General features: G+C 46.2%; 15 protein-coding genes. 11 read left to right on the plus strand and 4 right to left on the minus strand.

Going from position 1 to position 16,977, the window contains the following annotated elements:
- Position 1: 1 nt before the first annotated feature.
- Positions 2-937: a bifunctional GNAT family N-acetyltransferase/hotdog fold thioesterase gene (locus AC3CH4_RS00505; protein WP_488543130.1), complete on the plus strand. Its 936-nt coding sequence runs from the start codon at positions 2-4 to the stop codon at positions 935-937.
- A 51-nt stretch (positions 938-988) separates the two neighbouring features.
- Here AC3CH4_RS00505 and AC3CH4_RS00510 read toward each other — a convergent pair whose 3' ends face one another.
- From AC3CH4_RS00510 to hslR, 4 genes are all read right to left on the minus strand, one after another.
- Positions 989-2,959 (minus strand): AsmA family protein, encoded by a 1,971-nt coding sequence (locus AC3CH4_RS00510; protein WP_488543131.1) that lies wholly within the window; start codon positions 2,957-2,959, stop codon positions 989-991.
- Between the two features lie 153 nt (positions 2,960-3,112).
- Positions 3,113-4,738 carry a phosphoenolpyruvate carboxykinase (ATP) gene (pckA, locus tag AC3CH4_RS00515; protein ID WP_017091441.1) on the minus strand — a complete coding sequence of 542 codons (1,626 nt, stop codon included), beginning with the start codon at positions 4,736-4,738 and terminating at the stop codon, positions 3,113-3,115.
- Between the two features lie 337 nt (positions 4,739-5,075).
- Entirely contained in the window at positions 5,076-5,969 is an 894-nt protein-coding gene (hslO, locus tag AC3CH4_RS00520) for an Hsp33 family molecular chaperone HslO (protein ID WP_488543132.1), read from the minus strand.
- 18 nt (positions 5,970-5,987) lie between these two features.
- Positions 5,988-6,374 (minus strand): ribosome-associated heat shock protein Hsp15, encoded by a 387-nt coding sequence (gene hslR, locus AC3CH4_RS00525; protein WP_004735595.1) that lies wholly within the window; start codon positions 6,372-6,374, stop codon positions 5,988-5,990.
- A gap of 316 nt (positions 6,375-6,690) precedes the next feature.
- Here hslR and gspC point away from each other — a divergent pair, with 316 nt between their 5' ends.
- From gspC to gspL, 10 genes are all read left to right on the plus strand, one after another.
- Positions 6,691-7,587, plus strand: coding sequence for a type II secretion system protein GspC (gspC, locus tag AC3CH4_RS00530; RefSeq protein ID WP_488543606.1), 897 nt, complete (start codon positions 6,691-6,693; stop codon positions 7,585-7,587).
- Between the two features lie 41 nt (positions 7,588-7,628).
- Complete coding sequence (gene gspD / locus AC3CH4_RS00535) at positions 7,629-9,650, plus strand: type II secretion system secretin GspD (RefSeq protein ID WP_017086960.1); 2,022 nt, start codon at positions 7,629-7,631, stop codon at positions 9,648-9,650.
- On the plus strand, positions 9,650-11,152 hold the full coding sequence (gspE, locus tag AC3CH4_RS00540) for a type II secretion system ATPase GspE (RefSeq protein ID WP_488543133.1): 1,503 nt from the start codon (positions 9,650-9,652) through the stop codon (positions 11,150-11,152). The genes gspD and gspE overlap by 1 nt, the downstream gene beginning before the upstream one ends.
- A gap of 1 nt (position 11,153) precedes the next feature.
- Entirely contained in the window at positions 11,154-12,374 is a 1,221-nt protein-coding gene (gene gspF, locus AC3CH4_RS00545) for a type II secretion system inner membrane protein GspF (RefSeq protein WP_004735600.1), read from the plus strand.
- Between the two features lie 88 nt (positions 12,375-12,462).
- On the plus strand, positions 12,463-12,906 hold the full coding sequence (gene gspG / locus AC3CH4_RS00550; protein WP_009848023.1) for a type II secretion system major pseudopilin GspG: 444 nt from the start codon (positions 12,463-12,465) through the stop codon (positions 12,904-12,906).
- A 99-nt stretch (positions 12,907-13,005) separates the two neighbouring features.
- Positions 13,006-13,599, plus strand: a complete 594-nt coding sequence (gene gspH / locus AC3CH4_RS00555) for a type II secretion system minor pseudopilin GspH (RefSeq protein ID WP_017079328.1) — start codon at positions 13,006-13,008, stop codon at positions 13,597-13,599.
- Entirely contained in the window at positions 13,586-13,981 is a 396-nt protein-coding gene (gene gspI, locus AC3CH4_RS00560) for a type II secretion system minor pseudopilin GspI (RefSeq protein ID WP_171312285.1), read from the plus strand. Before gspH ends, gspI begins: the two co-directional genes overlap by 14 nt.
- Positions 13,968-14,717 carry a type II secretion system minor pseudopilin GspJ gene (gene gspJ / locus AC3CH4_RS00565; protein ID WP_488543134.1) on the plus strand — a complete coding sequence of 250 codons (750 nt, stop codon included), beginning with the start codon at positions 13,968-13,970 and terminating at the stop codon, positions 14,715-14,717. Before gspI ends, gspJ begins: the two co-directional genes overlap by 14 nt.
- Complete coding sequence (gene gspK / locus AC3CH4_RS00570) at positions 14,710-15,759, plus strand: type II secretion system minor pseudopilin GspK (RefSeq protein ID WP_488543135.1); 1,050 nt, start codon at positions 14,710-14,712, stop codon at positions 15,757-15,759. Before gspJ ends, gspK begins: the two co-directional genes overlap by 8 nt.
- On the plus strand, positions 15,728-16,975 hold the full coding sequence (gene gspL, locus AC3CH4_RS00575) for a type II secretion system protein GspL (RefSeq protein ID WP_488543136.1): 1,248 nt from the start codon (positions 15,728-15,730) through the stop codon (positions 16,973-16,975). The genes gspK and gspL overlap by 32 nt, the downstream gene beginning before the upstream one ends.
- Positions 16,976-16,977 lie beyond the last annotated feature (2 nt).

A 16,977-nucleotide genomic window follows, 5' to 3' on the forward strand; every position in this document is an offset into this window, starting at 1 on the left:
CATGTTTAAACTGATAACACCGACCACCGAAAATCAACTGAACAAGTATTACCATTTTCGTTGGCAGATGCTGCGTGAACCTTGGCGTATGCCGGTAGGTTCCGAGCGTGATGAGTATGATGCCATGAGTCACCATCGTATGATTGTCGATGGTCGTGGTCGCCCAATGGCGATTGGCCGCCTTTACATCACTCCAGATCTAGAGGGGCAGATCCGCTATATGGCGGTGAAGAATTCTCGCCGAAGTAAAGGCATGGGCTCACTTATCTTGGTTGCGCTAGAGTCACTGGCACGTCAAGAAGGGGCGAAGCGTTTGGTGTGTAATGCACGCGAAGATGCGATCTCATTCTATGAGAAGAATGAGTTTGAACGTCGTGGTGAAATTAATGATCAACGCGGCCCTGTGCGTCACCAACAGATGGTGAAACCTCTTGACCCAATGGCTGATGTACTGCGCAAACCAGAATGGTGTAATGAGCTTCAGCAGCGTTGGGAAAATCAGATCCCGATCAGTGACAAAATGGGCATCAAGATTAACCAATACACGGGTTATCAGTTTGAGTGTAGCGCTCAGTTGAATCCCAACCTTAACCCTCATAACACCATGTTTGCTGGCTCAGCTTTTACCTTGGCGACTCTAACGGGTTGGGGAATGACTTGGCTACTGATGAAAGAACGTGGGCTGACCGGTGATATCGTACTGGCAGACAGTAATATTCGTTATCGTCACCCAGTCGAGCAAAACCCAGTCGCATCTACGTCATTGGATGGGATCAGTGGCGATTTAGATCGCCTCGCGTCGGGCAGAAAAGCTCGCATCATCATTCATGTGACCATTAACAGTGGCGATGTGGAAGCAGTCGAGTTTACGGGAACCTATATGCTGATCCCTGACTACAAAAAGCGATTATCAACAGACTCCAACGTAAGCGTATAGCTGACACTGGCTAACAGATACAGATACAGATACAGATACAGATAGAAGGCGCTACTCCTGTGGAGTGGCGCTTTTTTGTTGGCAGTCGTTAATCTCGGAATACTCTGCTTGGGTGAGCTTTCCTGATATTTGGTGGCATTGATCCGATAAGGAAATAGAGAGAGTGTGTTGCTCGATCTTAAGCAAATCGAGCTCTCCAGAGACATCACCGTTGAGTGTTTGAACTCTTTGTGTACCTTGCTCTGCTGCGGACGCACCAATAATGTGCATTGGTTCAAGAGTGAAGCGACCACGGTCAAAATTCGCATTAAGCTCTGGGATTTCAAACACGTTATCAGTCGAGGCTTCAGAAAGCTTATCGTTAAAGGTCATCACACCTTGGCGAACACTGCCAGTGAGTTGCCCTGTGGTTGAATAACCGAACATCAAGGAATCGCCATACAAGCCTGCGGCTTGAAGTTCAAACTCACCATAGCCGGTTGCATCAAGCGGTAATTCGAGTTGCTGCAGCATGGGTGCTATGGGTAACCCATCGGCAGAGATATCTAAGCTCCATGGCTTACTGATTTGGTTGAAGTCGAGTGTCGCGTTGGCTTCAATATAGCCGTGCTTTAGTGGCATAAACAGGCGTGTCAGCGTCCATTTTCCTTGTTGGCTATTCATTTCAACTACGGGTTGAACACTGACAATATTTTGATAGCTAGCATCGTTGGCGCTAACCATCAACTTGCCTTGCCACAGTCCTAACTTTCTCTGTTGCAGCAGTTGAACCTGATGTCCTTCTACATGCAGCCCTGAGACCTGCCAGTAAGGTTTGTTTGCGAGTTGGATAAGTTGGCTACGTTCTATATTAAGTCGGTCAATAGAGGCTTTCTGAAGCTGTGTCAGCCAAGGCAATAGGCGAGCGGATGGTAGAACTTTATCTTGGCTTTCCGTAATCCACTTTATGCCTTGCAGGTCGAGCTGCGCTAATTGAATGCTGTTAGGGGTTACTTCGCCATTAAGTTGAATACTGCCTTGTAAGAATTGAGTATAGAAATCTTCAATCAGAATCTGGTTCGGATCTAAATTGAGCTTGATACTTGGCTCTATGAACATGTCATCATCAATGGTCACTCCCTCTGCTTGCAGAGAGAAAATGGCCTTCTGTTGCTTCCACAGTTCAAAAGGCAGTTGGATATTTTCCAGTGAGGCATCAAAAGCTGCGAGGTGACCATCTTGCCATTCCACGTCGCTGCGCAGAATATCTAAGCTATTGATGTGATTGATCTGAATACCGGCTACATCCCACTCTTTGCTTAGTAGGCTTTGGGTCTGTTTCTGATTGAGTCGTAAGCCATCGACGGTCACATTCACCAACGACCAATCTTGCTGATACTGCTCTGCTTGTCCTGAAATCTTGGCACCGCGCCAGTCAAATGAAGCGCCATAAAGCGTGCTGTCGCTAGGTTTTAAGTCTAGGTCAAACAACAGGTTATCGAAGGCTTCTCCTTGCCAATACAGCTGCGTGGCTGAGAGTTGGATTTTGCCATAAGGCAACAATGCGTTGTTGTCATCCCATGTTGGATCGGAGATCTGGAGGTCGATGCCTCGCGCATTAAAGTCTAGGGTCGAAAAATCGAGATTATTGATGGCTAGCTGATGGAGCTTGATGTTTGGTTGGGTGAATAACGGCGTGAATGTCTCTAGATCGCTTATCTCCAACTGTAGGCCACTGATCAAGACGGAGTCCAAGACCAGCTTAGCTTCTGTAATCGAGCTGGGACTGAACCAAAGATCGATCTTGTCGATATAGAGAGGTTTTTGTTTATCAGGTTGGCTTTGGGTAATGCCCATCAAGGTAATGTGATAAGGCGCCTGATACTCAACGTCTTCAATGAGTACAGGTTGTTCAAGCGTATGCTTGATAAAAAAGTTAGCAACATCCGATCGGTATTGAGTTTGTAGGCTTAATAACAACGCTGCGATAGTCGCAACGATGATGGCCACCACAATGCCAATCACCATGAATACCTTTTTCATTCCCTGAAAGCCTTAAATTTCAATAGTCTCAAAACAGAGTGGAACAAAAAGGGGCAAGCAGCAACAAAAAAGCCCCTCAAAAGAGGGGCTTGCTACAAAAATATCACTTTAAATTGGGCGTTCGCTTTTGGCTTGGCCCGAGCAGATGTTGGGTTAGTCTAGTTGAGGACCTGCCGCAACCAGTGACTTACCTTCAGCATTGTCTGTGTACTTATCAAAGTTGTTGATGAAGCGCTCTGCTAGATCTTTCGCTTTGCTTTCCCATTGTAGTGGGTCAGTGTAAGTATCACGTGGGTCAAGAATCGCTGGGTCAACATCGTGCAACGCTAGCGGTACTTCTAGGTTAAACATAGGGATAACCTTAGTTTCAGCTTGGTCGATTGAGCCATCTAGGATAGCGTCGATGATGCCACGAGTATCTTGGATTGAGATACGTTTGCCTGTGCCATTCCAACCTGTGTTCACTAGGTAAGCTTCAGCGCCAGCCGCTTCCATACGCTTCACAAGCACTTCAGCGTACTGAGTTGGGTGAAGAGTTAAGAATGCCGCACCAAATGCCGCAGAGAACGTTGGTGTTGGTTCAGTAATACCGCGCTCTGTACCTGCTAGCTTAGCTGTGAAGCCAGATAGGAAGTGGTACTTAGTTTGCTCCGGAGTCAGCTTAGATACTGGTGGTAGCACACCAAACGCATCCGCTGTTAGGAAGATAACTTTTTGAGCGTGACCTGCTTTTGATACTGGCTTAACAATGTTGTCGATGTGGTGAATCGGGTAAGAAACACGAGTGTTCTCTGTTTTTGAACCGTCATCGAAATCGATAGAACCATCACCACGAACCGTTACGTTTTCTAGCAGTGCATCGCGACGGATTGCATTGTAGATTTCTGGTTCTGCTTCTTTAGATAGACGAATCGTCTTCGCGTAACAACCACCTTCGAAGTTGAAGATACCATCGTCATCCCAACCGTGCTCATCATCACCGATTAGCTCACGCTTAGGATCGGTTGATAGGGTTGTTTTACCTGTACCAGACAGGCCGAAGAAGATGGCTACATCGCCTTTCTCGCCAACGTTTGCACTACAGTGCATTGAAGCAATGCCTTGCAGAGGAAGCAGGTAGTTCATCATTGCGAACATGCCTTTCTTCATCTCACCGCCGTACCAAGTACCACCGATGATTTGAACGCGCTCTGTTAGGTTAAAAGCAACGAAGTTTTCAGAGTTTAGACCCTGCTTTTCCCAGTTAGGGTTGGTTGTTTTAGCACCGTTCATTACCACGAAATCAGGTTCGAACGTTGCTAGCTCTTCGTCAGTTGGACGAATGAACATGTTCTTAACGAAGTGCGCTTGCCACGCTACTTCAGTAATAATACGCACACTTAAACGCGTATCTGGGTTAGCACCACAATAACCGTCGATGACAAACAGGCGCTTGCCAGATAGCTGAGTTGTCACAAGCTCTTTCAGCTCACTCCAAACTTCAGTTGTAATCGGTTTGTTGTCATTTTTGCCTTGATCTGACCACCACATGGTATCGCGCGTAGTGTCATCTTTAACAATGTACTTATCTTTTGGTGAGCGTCCAGTAAAGATACCAGTGTCAACCGCAACAGAGCCTAGTTCCGTTACTACGCCTTTTTCGTAGCCTTCCAAACCTGGCAGTGTTTCTTCAACGAATAACTGCTCGTAGCTAGGATTACGAAGAACTTCAGTAACGCCAGTCAGTCCGTGCTTAGTTAGATCAATTTGTGCAGCCTTTGTATGTTCCATAACGGTCATAGGTGCTCCTTGTAGGATATTTTGTAGGGATTTTGTATTAATTTTTTATTGTTATCTGCTCACCATGCTAGCAACGAGACTCGGGGGAAACAGGGATACAGCTCAAAAAATATCCATATTAACCATGGGGTTTTAAGCGCCTCGTCACATATTGGCCCAACTAGTCTATCCTGTACGCAAACCTTTGCGCTAGAGGCGAGAACATTATTAATTGATTAAAATTAAGCGGTGATTTTATTACGAGATGTTACGGGCTTTGCGCTATTTTGATCACAAAAAAGGCCAGCTTAGTGCTGACCTTTTTGGGGTAAATTACGTGTTTTTGGTACGCTGTAAATTAATGAACCGTATTGTCGCCTTTATCTGCTGCTTCTGCGTACAGTGCATCAACGTCGCCCTTATCGAACGAGTAGTTTGTGCCACAGTAATCACAGTGAAGAGCAACACTACCTTCCGTACTCAGGATGTCGTAGATCTCCTCTTGAGCAACAGTAATGATAGCCGCACCACTGCGTTCACGAGAACAACCACAGAAGAACTCGACAGGTTGAGGGGTAAATACCTGAACCTTCTCTTGGTTATATAGGAGGTATAACAAATCATTCGCTTCTAGAGAGAATAGTTCTTCGTTTTTAACCGTGTCAGTTAACTGCTCTAGGTGCTCGAAGTCATCTGGCGTACCAGTACCGTCTGGCATAACCTGCAGCAACATACCCGCAGCGTGTGCTTTGCCTTCATATTCACCCGTACGTAGCCACAGACGAGTCTTAAGCTGTTCTGAGTTAGCAAAGTAACCTTCAAGAACGTCAGCAAGTGTTTCGCCTTCAAGACCAACGATACCTTGGTAACGCTCACCTTTTTTAGGATCGATAGTGATCACTAGGTGGCCTTTACCTATAAGGTCGTGCAGGCCAGCGTCGTCAGCAATATCACCGTCAAAGCGCGCAACACCACGAATCTTCTGATCGTTATCGCCATTAATAACAGCTAGAGTTACTGGGCCATCACCTTGCAGTTGCATCGTGATAGAGCCTTCAAACTTTAGGGTCGCCGTTAGCAGCGTCGTTGAAACCAGTAGCTCACCCAACAGCTTTTGTACTGGCGCTGGGTATTCCTTGCTAGAAATAATCTGTTGGTACGCTTCGTCCATCTGTACCAATTCACCACGTACTGATAGGTCTTCAAATAGGTAGCGATTTAAAACATTACTTGTAGACATTGGGTCTGCCATTTGGCTATTCCTTCTAGCTTATTGAGTCTTGAACTTGATGATGTCACGACGTTGCTTTTTATCTGGACGACGTTCTGGTGCTGGGCTATGAGCATTTAGCTTGCGTTGTTGTGCAAACTCTTCTCTTTTTGCCAAGCTTTCGGTGGTTTCTTCATAGAGGGTTTGAGCGACTGGCGCTCCGCCGCGGTGTGCGGATATTTTCTCTATGGTGACCGTCTTTTCTTCATTCCCTTGGCGCAGGGTAATCACTGCCCCAAGTTCTACGATTTTGCTGGGTTTGCTGCGCTGACCATTATAGTGGACTTTACCACCATCGACCATGTTGCGAGCAATTGAACGAGTTTTATAAAAGCGTGCTGCCCACAACCATTTATCGAGTCTGACAGCTTCATTAGTCGTTTTCATATAGGACAGTGCCTTTTCAGTTAGAAATGATGCGGTTTAACTGTTATTCACAGCATGCAACTTATGTTGTTTGATGACGCTTATCACACTTAGTAGAAGCTTATGTGGAGGCGATTGGCTTTTTTTTCAAGGAAGATTACAAAATAGCTCAGGTAATGCCGATTTATAGATTTGCTATGATATAGTTCAGGATCTTATGCTTTCAATAAGCAGGAACAGAATGTATGAACAAAAAAGCTGATAGTTTAGTAGGTTACAGCTTTATTCGTTATAGAAAGGGTTAGGGAACGTGAACTTTTTAGAGCTCAAACTTCGCATGGATAACTCTCCGGTGCTGAGCCGATTTTTAGAGAATGGATTTTTACTCCAGCAGAAACTGAGCCTTGTTCTTTGTTGTGTGTTGATCGCAGCTTCCGCATGGATTTTAGGACAGCTTGCATGGTTTATTGAACCTGCTGAGCAAACCGTCGTGCCATGGGCAGCAACGGTTTCATCGTCTTCAACGCCTCAATCGACTCTTGATATCTCTTCTTTGCAGCAGAGCAACATGTTTGGTGCTTATAACCCAACCACGCCTGCTGTGGTTGAGCAGCAAGTTATCCAAGATGCGCCAAAGACGCGACTGAACCTCATTTTAGTGGGTGCAGTAGCCAGTTCTAATCCAAAACTGAGCTTGGCGGTGATTGCCAATCGCGGCACACAAGCGACCTACGGAATTAACGAAGAGATTGAAGGCACTAGAGCTAAGCTCAAGGCCGTATTGGTCGATCGTGTGATCATCGATAACTCTGGGCGAGACGAAACCCTGATGCTTGAAGGTATTGAGTACAAGCGTTTGTCTGTATCAGCGCCTGCGCCACCTCGTACCTCTTCTTCTGTGCGTGGCAACAACCCAGCTTCTGCAGAAGAGAAGCTAGATGAAATTAAAGCGAAGATAATGAAAGATCCGCAACAAATCTTCCAATATGTTCGACTGTCTCAGGTGAAACGCGACGATAAAGTAATTGGTTATCGCGTGAGCCCTGGCAAAGATTCAGAACTTTTTAACTCTGTTGGGCTCCAAAACGGAGATATTGCCACTCAGTTAAATGGACAAGACCTGACAGACCCAGCCGCTATGGGCAACATATTCCGTTCTATCTCAGAGCTGACAGAGCTAAACCTCATCGTCGAGAGAGATGGTCAACAACATGAAGTGTTTATTGAATTTTAAAACTTTGCGTCTAACGAAGGACGAAAGTGTAGGAGAAGTACGTGAAGCATTGGTTTAAGAAAAGTGCATGGTTATTGGCAGGAAGCTTAATCTGCACACCCGCAGCCATCGCGAGTGATTTTAGTGCCAGCTTTAAAGGCACTGATATTCAAGAGTTTATTAATATTGTTGGTCGTAACCTAGAGAAGACGATCATCGTTGACCCTTCGGTGCGCGGAAAAATCGATGTACGCAGCTACGACGTACTCAATGAAGAGCAATATTACAGCTTCTTCCTAAACGTATTGGAAGTGTATGGCTACGCGGTTGTCGAAATGGACTCAGGTGTTCTTAAGATCATCAAAGCCAAGGATTCGAAAACATCAGCAATTCCAGTCGTTGGAGACAGTGACACGATCAAAGGCGACAACGTGGTGACACGTGTTGTGACGGTTCGTAATGTTTCAGTACGTGAACTTTCTCCTCTGCTTCGTCAACTAAACGACAATGCAGGTGCGGGTAACGTTGTGCATTACGACCCAGCCAACATCATCCTTATTACGGGCCGAGCGGCGGTAGTAAACCGTTTAGCTGAAATCATCAAGCGCGTTGACCAAGCGGGTGATAAAGAGATTGAAGTCGTTGAGCTAAAGAATGCCTCTGCGGCAGAAATGGTACGTATTGTTGATGCGTTAAGCAAAACCACAGATGCTAAAAACACACCTGCCTTCCTACAACCTAAATTAGTTGCTGATGAGCGTACCAATGCGATTCTTATCTCAGGCGACCCTAAAGTACGTAGCCGTTTAAGAAGGCTGATTGAACAGCTTGATGTTGAAATGGCGACCAAAGGCAACAACCAAGTTATTTATCTTAAGTATGCAAAAGCAGAAGACTTAGTCGATGTGCTTAAAGGCGTGTCGGACAACCTGCAATCAGAAAAGCAATCTTCAACCAAAGGCAGCTCATCGCAACGCAACCAAGTGATGATCTCCGCTCACAGCGATACCAACTCTCTGGTTATTACCGCTCAGCCGGACATTATGAACGCGCTGCAGGATGTGATCGCACAGTTGGATATTCGTCGTGCTCAAGTCTTGATTGAAGCTCTGATTGTTGAAATGGCTGAAGGCGACGGCGTTAATCTTGGTGTGCAATGGGGTAACCTAGAAACGGGTGCCATGATTCAGTACAGCAACACTGGTGCATCGATTGGCGGCGTAATGGTTGGTTTGGAAGAAGCAAAAGATCAAACGAGTACTGAATACTACACTGACAATAATGGTAATCGAGTCCCTTATAGTGTGACCGAATCCGGTGACTACTCATCTTTAGCTTCTGCACTTTCTGGCGTTAATGGCGCCGCAATGAGCGTAGTGATGGGCGACTGGACTGCATTGATCAGTGCGGTAGCAACCGATTCAAATTCAAATATCCTATCTTCTCCAAGTATCACCGTGATGGATAACGGCGAAGCGTCGTTCATTGTGGGTGAAGAGGTGCCTGTTTTAACTGGCTCGACCGCAGGTTCAAGCAACGACAACCCATTCCAAACGGTTGAACGTAAAGAAGTGGGTATCAAGCTGAAAGTGGTGCCACAAATCAATGAAGGTGACTCGGTTCAGCTGCAAATAGAACAAGAAGTATCGAACGTATTAGGCGCCAATGGTGCGGTTGATGTGCGTTTTGCTAAGCGTCAGTTAAATACGTCAGTGATTGTTCAAGACGGTCAAATGCTGGTGTTGGGTGGTCTGATTGACGAGCGAGCATTGGAAAGTGAATCTAAGGTGCCGTTCTTGGGTGATATCCCTGTTCTAGGGCACCTGTTCAAATCAACCAGTACTCAGGTTGAGAAAAAGAACCTAATGGTCTTCATCAAACCAACCATTATTCGTGATGGTATGACAGCCGATGGTATCACGCAGCGTAAATACAACTTCATCCGTGCTGAGCAGTTGTACAAGGCTGAGCAAGGACTGAAATTAATGGCAGACGATAACATCCCGGTATTGCCTAAATTTGGTGCCGACATGAATCACCCGGCGGAAATTCAAGCCTTCATCGATCAAATGGAACAAGAATAATGGCTGAATTGGTAGGGGCGGCAAGTACTTATCAGCGCTTGCCGTTTAGCTTTGCGAATCGCTATAAGATGGTGTTGGAGTATCAACATCCAGAGCGCGCACCGATACTTTATTATGTTGAGCCACTGAAATCGGCGGCGATCATTGAAGTGAATCGAGTGGTGAAAAATGGTTTCACGCCACAAGCGATTACTCTCGATGAGTTTGATAAAAAACTGACCGATGCTTATCAGCGTGACTCTTCAGAAGCTCGTCAGCTCATGGAAGACATTGGTGCTGATAGTGATGATTTCTTCTCACTAGCGGAAGAACTGCCTCAAGACGAAGACTTACTTGAATCAGAAGATGATGCACCAATCATCAAGTTAATCAATGCGATGCTGGGTGAGGCGATCAAAGAGGGTGCTTCGGATATACACATCGAAACCTTTGAGAAGTCGTTGTCGATTCGTTTCCGTGTTGATGGTGTGCTGCGTGATGTTTTAGCGCCAAGCCGTAAACTGGCTCCGTTATTGGTTTCACGTGTCAAGGTTATGGCTAAATTGGACATTGCGGAAAAACGCGTGCCACAGGATGGTCGTATTTCTCTGCGTATTGGTGGCCGAGCGGTTGATGTTCGTGTTTCAACCATGCCTTCTTCGCACGGTGAGCGTGTGGTAATGCGTCTGTTGGACAAAAACGCCACTCGTCTAGACTTGCACAGTTTAGGTATGACAGCAGAAAACCATGAAAACTTCCGTAAGCTGATTCAGCGCCCACACGGCATTATCTTGGTGACCGGCCCGACAGGTTCAGGTAAATCGACGACCTTGTACGCTGGTCTACAAGAACTAAACAGTAATGAACGAAACATTTTAACCGTTGAAGACCCAATCGAATTCGATATCGATGGCATTGGTCAAACACAAGTGAACCCTAAGGTTGATATGACCTTTGCGCGAGGCTTACGTGCCATTCTTCGTCAAGATCCTGATGTGGTTATGATTGGTGAGATACGTGATTTGGAGACCGCTGAGATCGCTGTTCAAGCTTCTTTAACGGGTCACTTAGTTATGTCGACCCTTCACACCAATACAGCAATCGGTGCGATCACGCGTCTGCGTGATATGGGCATTGAACCTTTCTTAATCTCTTCTTCGCTGCTGGGTGTTTTGGCTCAGCGCTTGGTTCGTACTTTATGTAACGAATGTAAAGAACCTTATGAAGCCGATAAAGAGCAGAAGAAACTGTTTGGGTTGAAGAAGAAAGAAAGCCTGACGCTTTACCATGCCAAAGGTTGTGAAGAGTGTGGCCATAAGGGATACAGAGGCCGTACCGGTATTCATGAGCTGCTGATGATTGATGACTCAGTACAAGAGTTGATTCACAGTGAAGCGGGTGAACAGGCGATTGAAAAAGCAATTCGTGGCACAACACCAAGTATTCGAGATGATGGCTTGAGCAAAGTTCTGAAAGGGGTAACGTCCCTAGAAGAAGTGATGCGTGTGACCAAGGAAGTCTAGTATGGCGGCATTTGAATACAAAGCACTGGATGCCAAAGGCAAAAGTAAAAAAGGCTCAATTGAAGCAGATAATGCTCGTCAGGCTCGCCAAAGAATCAAAGAACTTGGCTTGATGCCGGTTGAGATGACCGAGGCTAAAGCAAAAACAGCAAAAGGTGCTCAGCCATCGACCAGCTTTAAACGCGGCATCAGTACACCTGATCTTGCGCTTATTACTCGTCAAATATCAACGCTCGTTCAATCTGGTATGCCGTTGGAAGAATGCTTGAAAGCGGTGGCTGAACAATCCGAAAAGCCACGTATTCGTACCATGTTATTGGCAGTACGTTCTAAGGTGACGGAAGGTTACTCGTTAGCCGACAGCTTGTCTGATTATCCCCATATCTTCGATGAGCTATTCAGAGCCATGGTTGCTGCTGGTGAGAAGTCAGGGCACCTAGATGCGGTATTGGAACGATTGGCTGACTACGCAGAAAACCGTCAGAAGATGCGTTCTAAGTTGCTGCAAGCGATGATCTACCCAATCGTGCTGGTGGTGTTTGCGGTGACGATTGTGTCGTTCCTACTGGCAACGGTAGTGCCTAAGATCGTAGAGCCTATTATCCAAATGGGACAAGAGCTTCCTCAGTCGACACAATTTTTATTAGCATCGAGTGAATTTATCCAGAATTGGGGCATCCAATTACTGGTGTTGACCATTGGTGTGATTGTGTTGGTTAAGACTGCGCTGAAAAAGCCGGGCGTTCGCATGAGCTGGGATCGCAAATTATTGAGCATCCCGTTGATCGGCAAGATAGCGAAAGGGATCAACACCTCTCGCTTTGCACGAACACTTTCTATCTGTACCTCTAGTGCGATTCCTATCCTTGAAGGGATGAAGGTCGCGGTAGATGTGATGTCGAATCATCACGTGAAACAGCAAGTACTGCAGGCATCAGACAGCGTTAGAGAAGGGGCAAGCCTGCGTAAAGCGCTTGATCAAACCAAACTCTTTCCCCCGATGATGCTGCATATGATCGCCAGTGGTGAGCAGAGTGGCCAGTTGGAGCAGATGCTGACAAGAGCGGCTGATAACCAAGACCAAAGTTTTGAGTCGACCGTAAACATCGCCTTAGGCATTTTTACCCCAGCCCTTATCGCTTTGATGGCAGGCTTAGTGCTGTTCATTGTGATGGCGACGCTGATGCCGATGCTTGAAATGAACAATTTGATGAGCGGTTAATCAGTCGCTCATAGGACGTTAGTTTTTGGATTATCGAGACGAAGGACATCATTACCTTCAACTCGCTGTCTGTAATTTGGAGAAAATAATGAAAAATAAAATGAAGAAACAGTCAGGCTTTACCCTATTAGAAGTCATGGTTGTTGTCGTTATCCTTGGTGTTTTAGCAAGTTTTGTTGTGCCTAACCTGTTGGGCAACAAAGAGAAGGCGGATCAACAAAAAGCCATCACTGATATCGTGGCGCTAGAGAACGCGCTCGACATGTACAAACTGGATAACAGCGTTTATCCGACAACGGATCAAGGCCTTGATGGATTAGTTTCTAAGCCAAGCAGCCCAGAGCCTCGTAACTACCGTGACGGTGGTTACATCAAGCGTCTGCCTAACGACCCATGGGGTAACGAGTACCAATACCTAAGTCCTGGCGATAACGGCACAATTGATATCTTCACTCTTGGCGCTGATGGTCAAGAAGGTGGTGAAGGTATTGCTGCGGATATCGGCAACTGGAACATGCAGGACTTCCAATAAGCTTCGGCTTGTTGTCGGTTGATACGTTCCTGTTGTTTGATTCGTTATTGTCGCTTGATACGTTATTGATGGTAGTACGCAAAAAATGGAGTCTACAAGGTGAAAACTAAGCAAACACAGCCAGGTTTCACCTTGATTGAGATTCTTTTGGTGTTGGTATTACTGTCAGTATCGGCGGTCGCGGTGATCTCGACCATCCCTACCAATAGCAAAGATGTTGCTAAAAAATACGCTCAAAGCTTTTATCAGCGAATTCAGCTACTCAATGAAGAGGCTATTTTGAGTGGCTTAGATTTTGGTGTTCGTGTTGATGAAAAAAAATCGACTTACGTTCTGATGACTTTGAAGTCTGATGGCTGGCAAGAAACTGAGTTCGAAAAGATCCCTTCTTCAACTGAATTACCGGAAGAACTGGCACTGTCGCTGACATTAGGTGGTGGCGCGTGGGAAGACGATGATCGTCTTTTTAATCCGGGAAGCTTATTTGATGAAGACATGTTTGCGGATCTGGAAGAGGAAAAGAAGCCCAAGCCACCACAGGTCTACATCTTGTCGAGTGCTGAAATGACGCCATTTGTATTGTCGTTTTACCCTAACACGGGTGACACAATACAAGATGGTTGGCGCATTCGAGTGTTGGATAATGGTGAGATTCGATTACTTGAGCCGGGAGAAGAAGATGAAGAAGAATAACCGTTCTCCTTATCGTTCTCGCAGTATGCTTCTTGGTTCTCGAGGAATGACTCTGCTTGAAGTATTAGTTGCGCTGGCTATTTTTGCGACGGCGGCGATCAGTGTGATTCGTGCTGTTACTCAGCACATCAATACACTCAGTTATCTCGAAGAAAAGACCTTCGCGGCGATGGTCGTTGATAATCAGATGGCCTTAGTCATGCTGCATCCTGAGAAGTTAAAAAAAGCGCAGGGCACGCAAGAGTTAGCGGGAAGAGAGTGGTTCTGGAAGGTGACTCCCATCGATACAAGTGATGATTTGTTAAAGGCATTTGATGTGAGTGCGGCAACCAGCAAGAAAGCGTCTCCAGTCGTTACGGTGCGCAGTTATGTGGTTAATTAAGAGAATGTGGTTAACTAAGATCGTGTCGCTAACTAAAAGCATGTCGGCAAATAAGCGTACGCCGCGTAAACAAGGTCTATCTTCCAAAGGGAGAGGCTTTACCTTAATTGAAGTCTTGGTCTCGATCGCTATCTTTGCCACGTTAAGTATGGCGGCTTATCAGGTGGTTAATCAGGTGCAGCGAAGCAACGAGATCTCGATTGAGCGCAGTGCTCGTTTGAACCAACTGCAACGCAGTTTAGTCATTTTAGATAATGATTTTCGCCAGATGGCGGTGCGAAAATTTCGTACCAACGGTGAAGAAGCATCATCTAAGCTGATTTTAATGAAAGAGTATTTACTGGATTCCGATAGTATTGGCATCATGTTTACTCGCCTTGGTTGGCATAACCCGCAACAGCAGTTTCCTCGAGGTGAGGTGACGAAAGTGGGTTACCGCCTCAAAGAAGAAACGCTTGAGCGAGTGTGGTGGCGCTATCCCGATACACCAGCAGGCCAGCAAGGCGTAATTACTCCTCTGCTTGATGATGTCGAAAGCTTGGAATTTGAGTTTTATGATGGCAGTCGTTGGGGTAAAGAGTGGCAAACCGATAAATCATTGCCTAAAGCGGTAAGACTAAAGCTGACTTTGAAAGATTATGGTGAGATAGAACGTGTTTATCTCACGCCAAGTGGTACGTTAGACCAAGCCGATGACGCTGATGACTCTTCAAATAGTGAGGGGAATAATGGCTAATCGAATCAATCGCCTTACTAAGAGAAGCTCTGCCTTAGGGCGTAAGCAGCGTGGTGTGGCACTGATCGTGATCCTGATGCTACTGGCTATCATGGCCACCATTGCGGGCAGTATGTCCGAGCGTTTGTTTACCCAATTCAAGCGCGTTGGCAACCAACTGAATTACCAACAGGCTTACTGGTATAGCATTGGTGTAGAAGCGTTGGTGCAAGACGGTATTAGGCAAAGTTACAAAGACAGTGATACGGTGAACCTAAGCCAACCATGGGCGTTAGAAGAGCAGGTATACCCATTGGATTATGGCCAAGTCAAAGGTCGTATCGTGGATGCACAGGCTTGCTTTAATCTTAATGCCTTAGCCGGAGTGACGACCACTTCAAGTAACCAGGCTCCTTATTTAATCACGGTTTGGCAAACCTTACTGGAAAACCAAGACGTTGATCCTTATCAGGCTGAGGTTATCGCAAATTCAACGTGGGAGTTTGTTGATGTTGATACACGAACCACCTCTTCGTCTGGCGTAGAAGACAGCACGTATGAAGCGATGAAGCCCTCTTATTTAGCGGCGAATGGCTTAATGGCTGATGAATCGGAGCTACGAGCGGTTTATCAGGTCACTGGTGAAGTGATGAATAAGGTTCGTCCCTTTGTTTGTGCTCTGCCAACCGATGATTTCCGTTTGAACGTGAATACACTCACGGAAAAGCAAGCGCCTTTATTGGAAGCGATGTTTGCGCCCGGCTTAAGTGAATCGGATGCCAAACAGCTGATAGACAAACGCCCATTTGATGGTTGGGATACGGTAGATGCTTTCATGGCTGAACCTGCCATTGTTGGTGTGAGTGCCGAAGTCAGTAAAAAAGCGAAAGCATATTTAACTGTAGATAGCGCCTATTTTGAGCTAGATGCAGAGGTATTAGTTGAGCAGTCACGTGTACGTATACGGACGCTTTTCTATAGTAGTAATCGAGAAACAGTGACGGTAGTACGCCGTCGTTTTGGAGGAATCAGTGAGCGAGTTTCTGACCGTTCGACTGAGTAGCGAACCACAGAGCCCTGTGCAGTGGTTAGTTTGGTCGACAAGCCAACAAGAAGTGATAGCAAGCGGTGAACTGTCTAGCTGGGAACAGCTTGACGAGTTAACGCCTTACGCTGAGAAGCGCAGCTGTATCGCTTTATTGCCGGGAAATGAATGCTTAATTAAGCGTGTTGAGATCCCGAAAGGTGCTGCTCGCCAGTTCGACTCTATGCTGCCGTTTTTGTTAGAAGACGAAGTCGCACAAGATATCGAAGACTTACACCTGACCATTTTAGATAAAGATGCCACTCACGCTACCGTGTGTGGTGTGGATCGTGAATGGTTAAAACAAGCTTTAGACCTGTTTCGCGAAGCCAATATAATCTTCCGCAAGGTGCTACCAGATACGCTAGCAGTGCCTTTGGAAGAACAAGGCGTCAGTGCACTACAGATCGACCAACATTGGCTATTGCGTCAAGGTAACTCTCAACGTCAAGGTCACTATCAAGCTGTATCGATCAGTGAAGCATGGTTACCGATGTTCCTGAAAAGTGACTGGATTGTCGCTGGTGAGGAAGAGCAAGCGACGACTATCTTCAGCTATACCGCGATGCCGAGCGACGACGTTCAACAGCAAAGCGGTCTCGAGTGGCAAGCAAAGCCTGCCGAGTTGGTGATGTCTTTATTGAGTCAGCAAGCGATCACAAGCGGCGTAAATTTACTGACTGGCACCTTTAAAACCAAATCTTCATTCAGTAAATATTGGCGTGTTTGGCAGAAAGTGGCGATTGCTGCTTGTTTGCTGGTGGCCGTGATTGTGACTCAACAAGTGTTGAAGGTTCAGCAATACGAAGCGCAAGCACAAGCCTACCGCATGGAGAGTGAGCGTATCTTTAGAGCGGTGCTGCCTGGTAAACAACGCATTCCGACCGTGAGTTACCTCAAGCGTCAGATGAGCGACGAAGCCAAAAAATACGGTGGTTCAGGCGAAGGTGATTCCTTACTTGGTTGGTTAGCTTTGCTGCCTGAAACCTTAGGGCAAGTGAAGACGATCGAAGTTGAAAGCATTCGCTACGATGGCAACCGTTCTGAGGTTCGACTGCAGGCGAAAAGTTCTGACTTCCAACACTTTGAGACCGCAAGGGTGAAGCTCGAAGAGAAGTTTGTCGTTGAGCAAGGGCCATTGAACCGTAATGGCGATGCCGTATTTGGCAGTTTTACTCTTAAACCCCATCAATAACC

The organism is Vibrio sp. QJM3NY_26 (assembly GCF_057786005.1).

Bases quoted from the DNA above. Each gene is read 5' to 3' on its own strand.
- AC3CH4_RS00505 (WP_488543130.1), top strand. From the start codon at position 2: ATGTTTAAACTGATAACACCGACCACCGAAAATCAACTGAACAAGTAT.
- AC3CH4_RS00510 (WP_488543131.1), bottom strand. From the start codon at position 2,959: ATGAAAAAGGTATTCATGGTGATTGGCATTGTGGTGGCCATCATCGTT.
- pckA (WP_017091441.1), bottom strand. From the start codon at position 4,738: ATGACCGTTATGGAACATACAAAGGCTGCACAAATTGATCTAACTAAG.
- hslO (WP_488543132.1), bottom strand. From the start codon at position 5,969: ATGGCAGACCCAATGTCTACAAGTAATGTTTTAAATCGCTACCTATTT.
- hslR (WP_004735595.1), bottom strand. From the start codon at position 6,374: ATGAAAACGACTAATGAAGCTGTCAGACTCGATAAATGGTTGTGGGCA.
- gspC (WP_488543606.1), top strand. From the start codon at position 6,691: ATGGATAACTCTCCGGTGCTGAGCCGATTTTTAGAGAATGGATTTTTA.
- gspE (WP_488543133.1), top strand. From the start codon at position 9,650: ATGGCTGAATTGGTAGGGGCGGCAAGTACTTATCAGCGCTTGCCGTTT.
- gspF (WP_004735600.1), top strand. From the start codon at position 11,154: ATGGCGGCATTTGAATACAAAGCACTGGATGCCAAAGGCAAAAGTAAA.
- gspG (WP_009848023.1), top strand. From the start codon at position 12,463: ATGAAAAATAAAATGAAGAAACAGTCAGGCTTTACCCTATTAGAAGTC.
- gspI (WP_171312285.1), top strand. From the start codon at position 13,586: ATGAAGAAGAATAACCGTTCTCCTTATCGTTCTCGCAGTATGCTTCTT.
- gspJ (WP_488543134.1), top strand. From the start codon at position 13,968: ATGTGGTTAATTAAGAGAATGTGGTTAACTAAGATCGTGTCGCTAACT.
- gspK (WP_488543135.1), top strand. From the start codon at position 14,710: ATGGCTAATCGAATCAATCGCCTTACTAAGAGAAGCTCTGCCTTAGGG.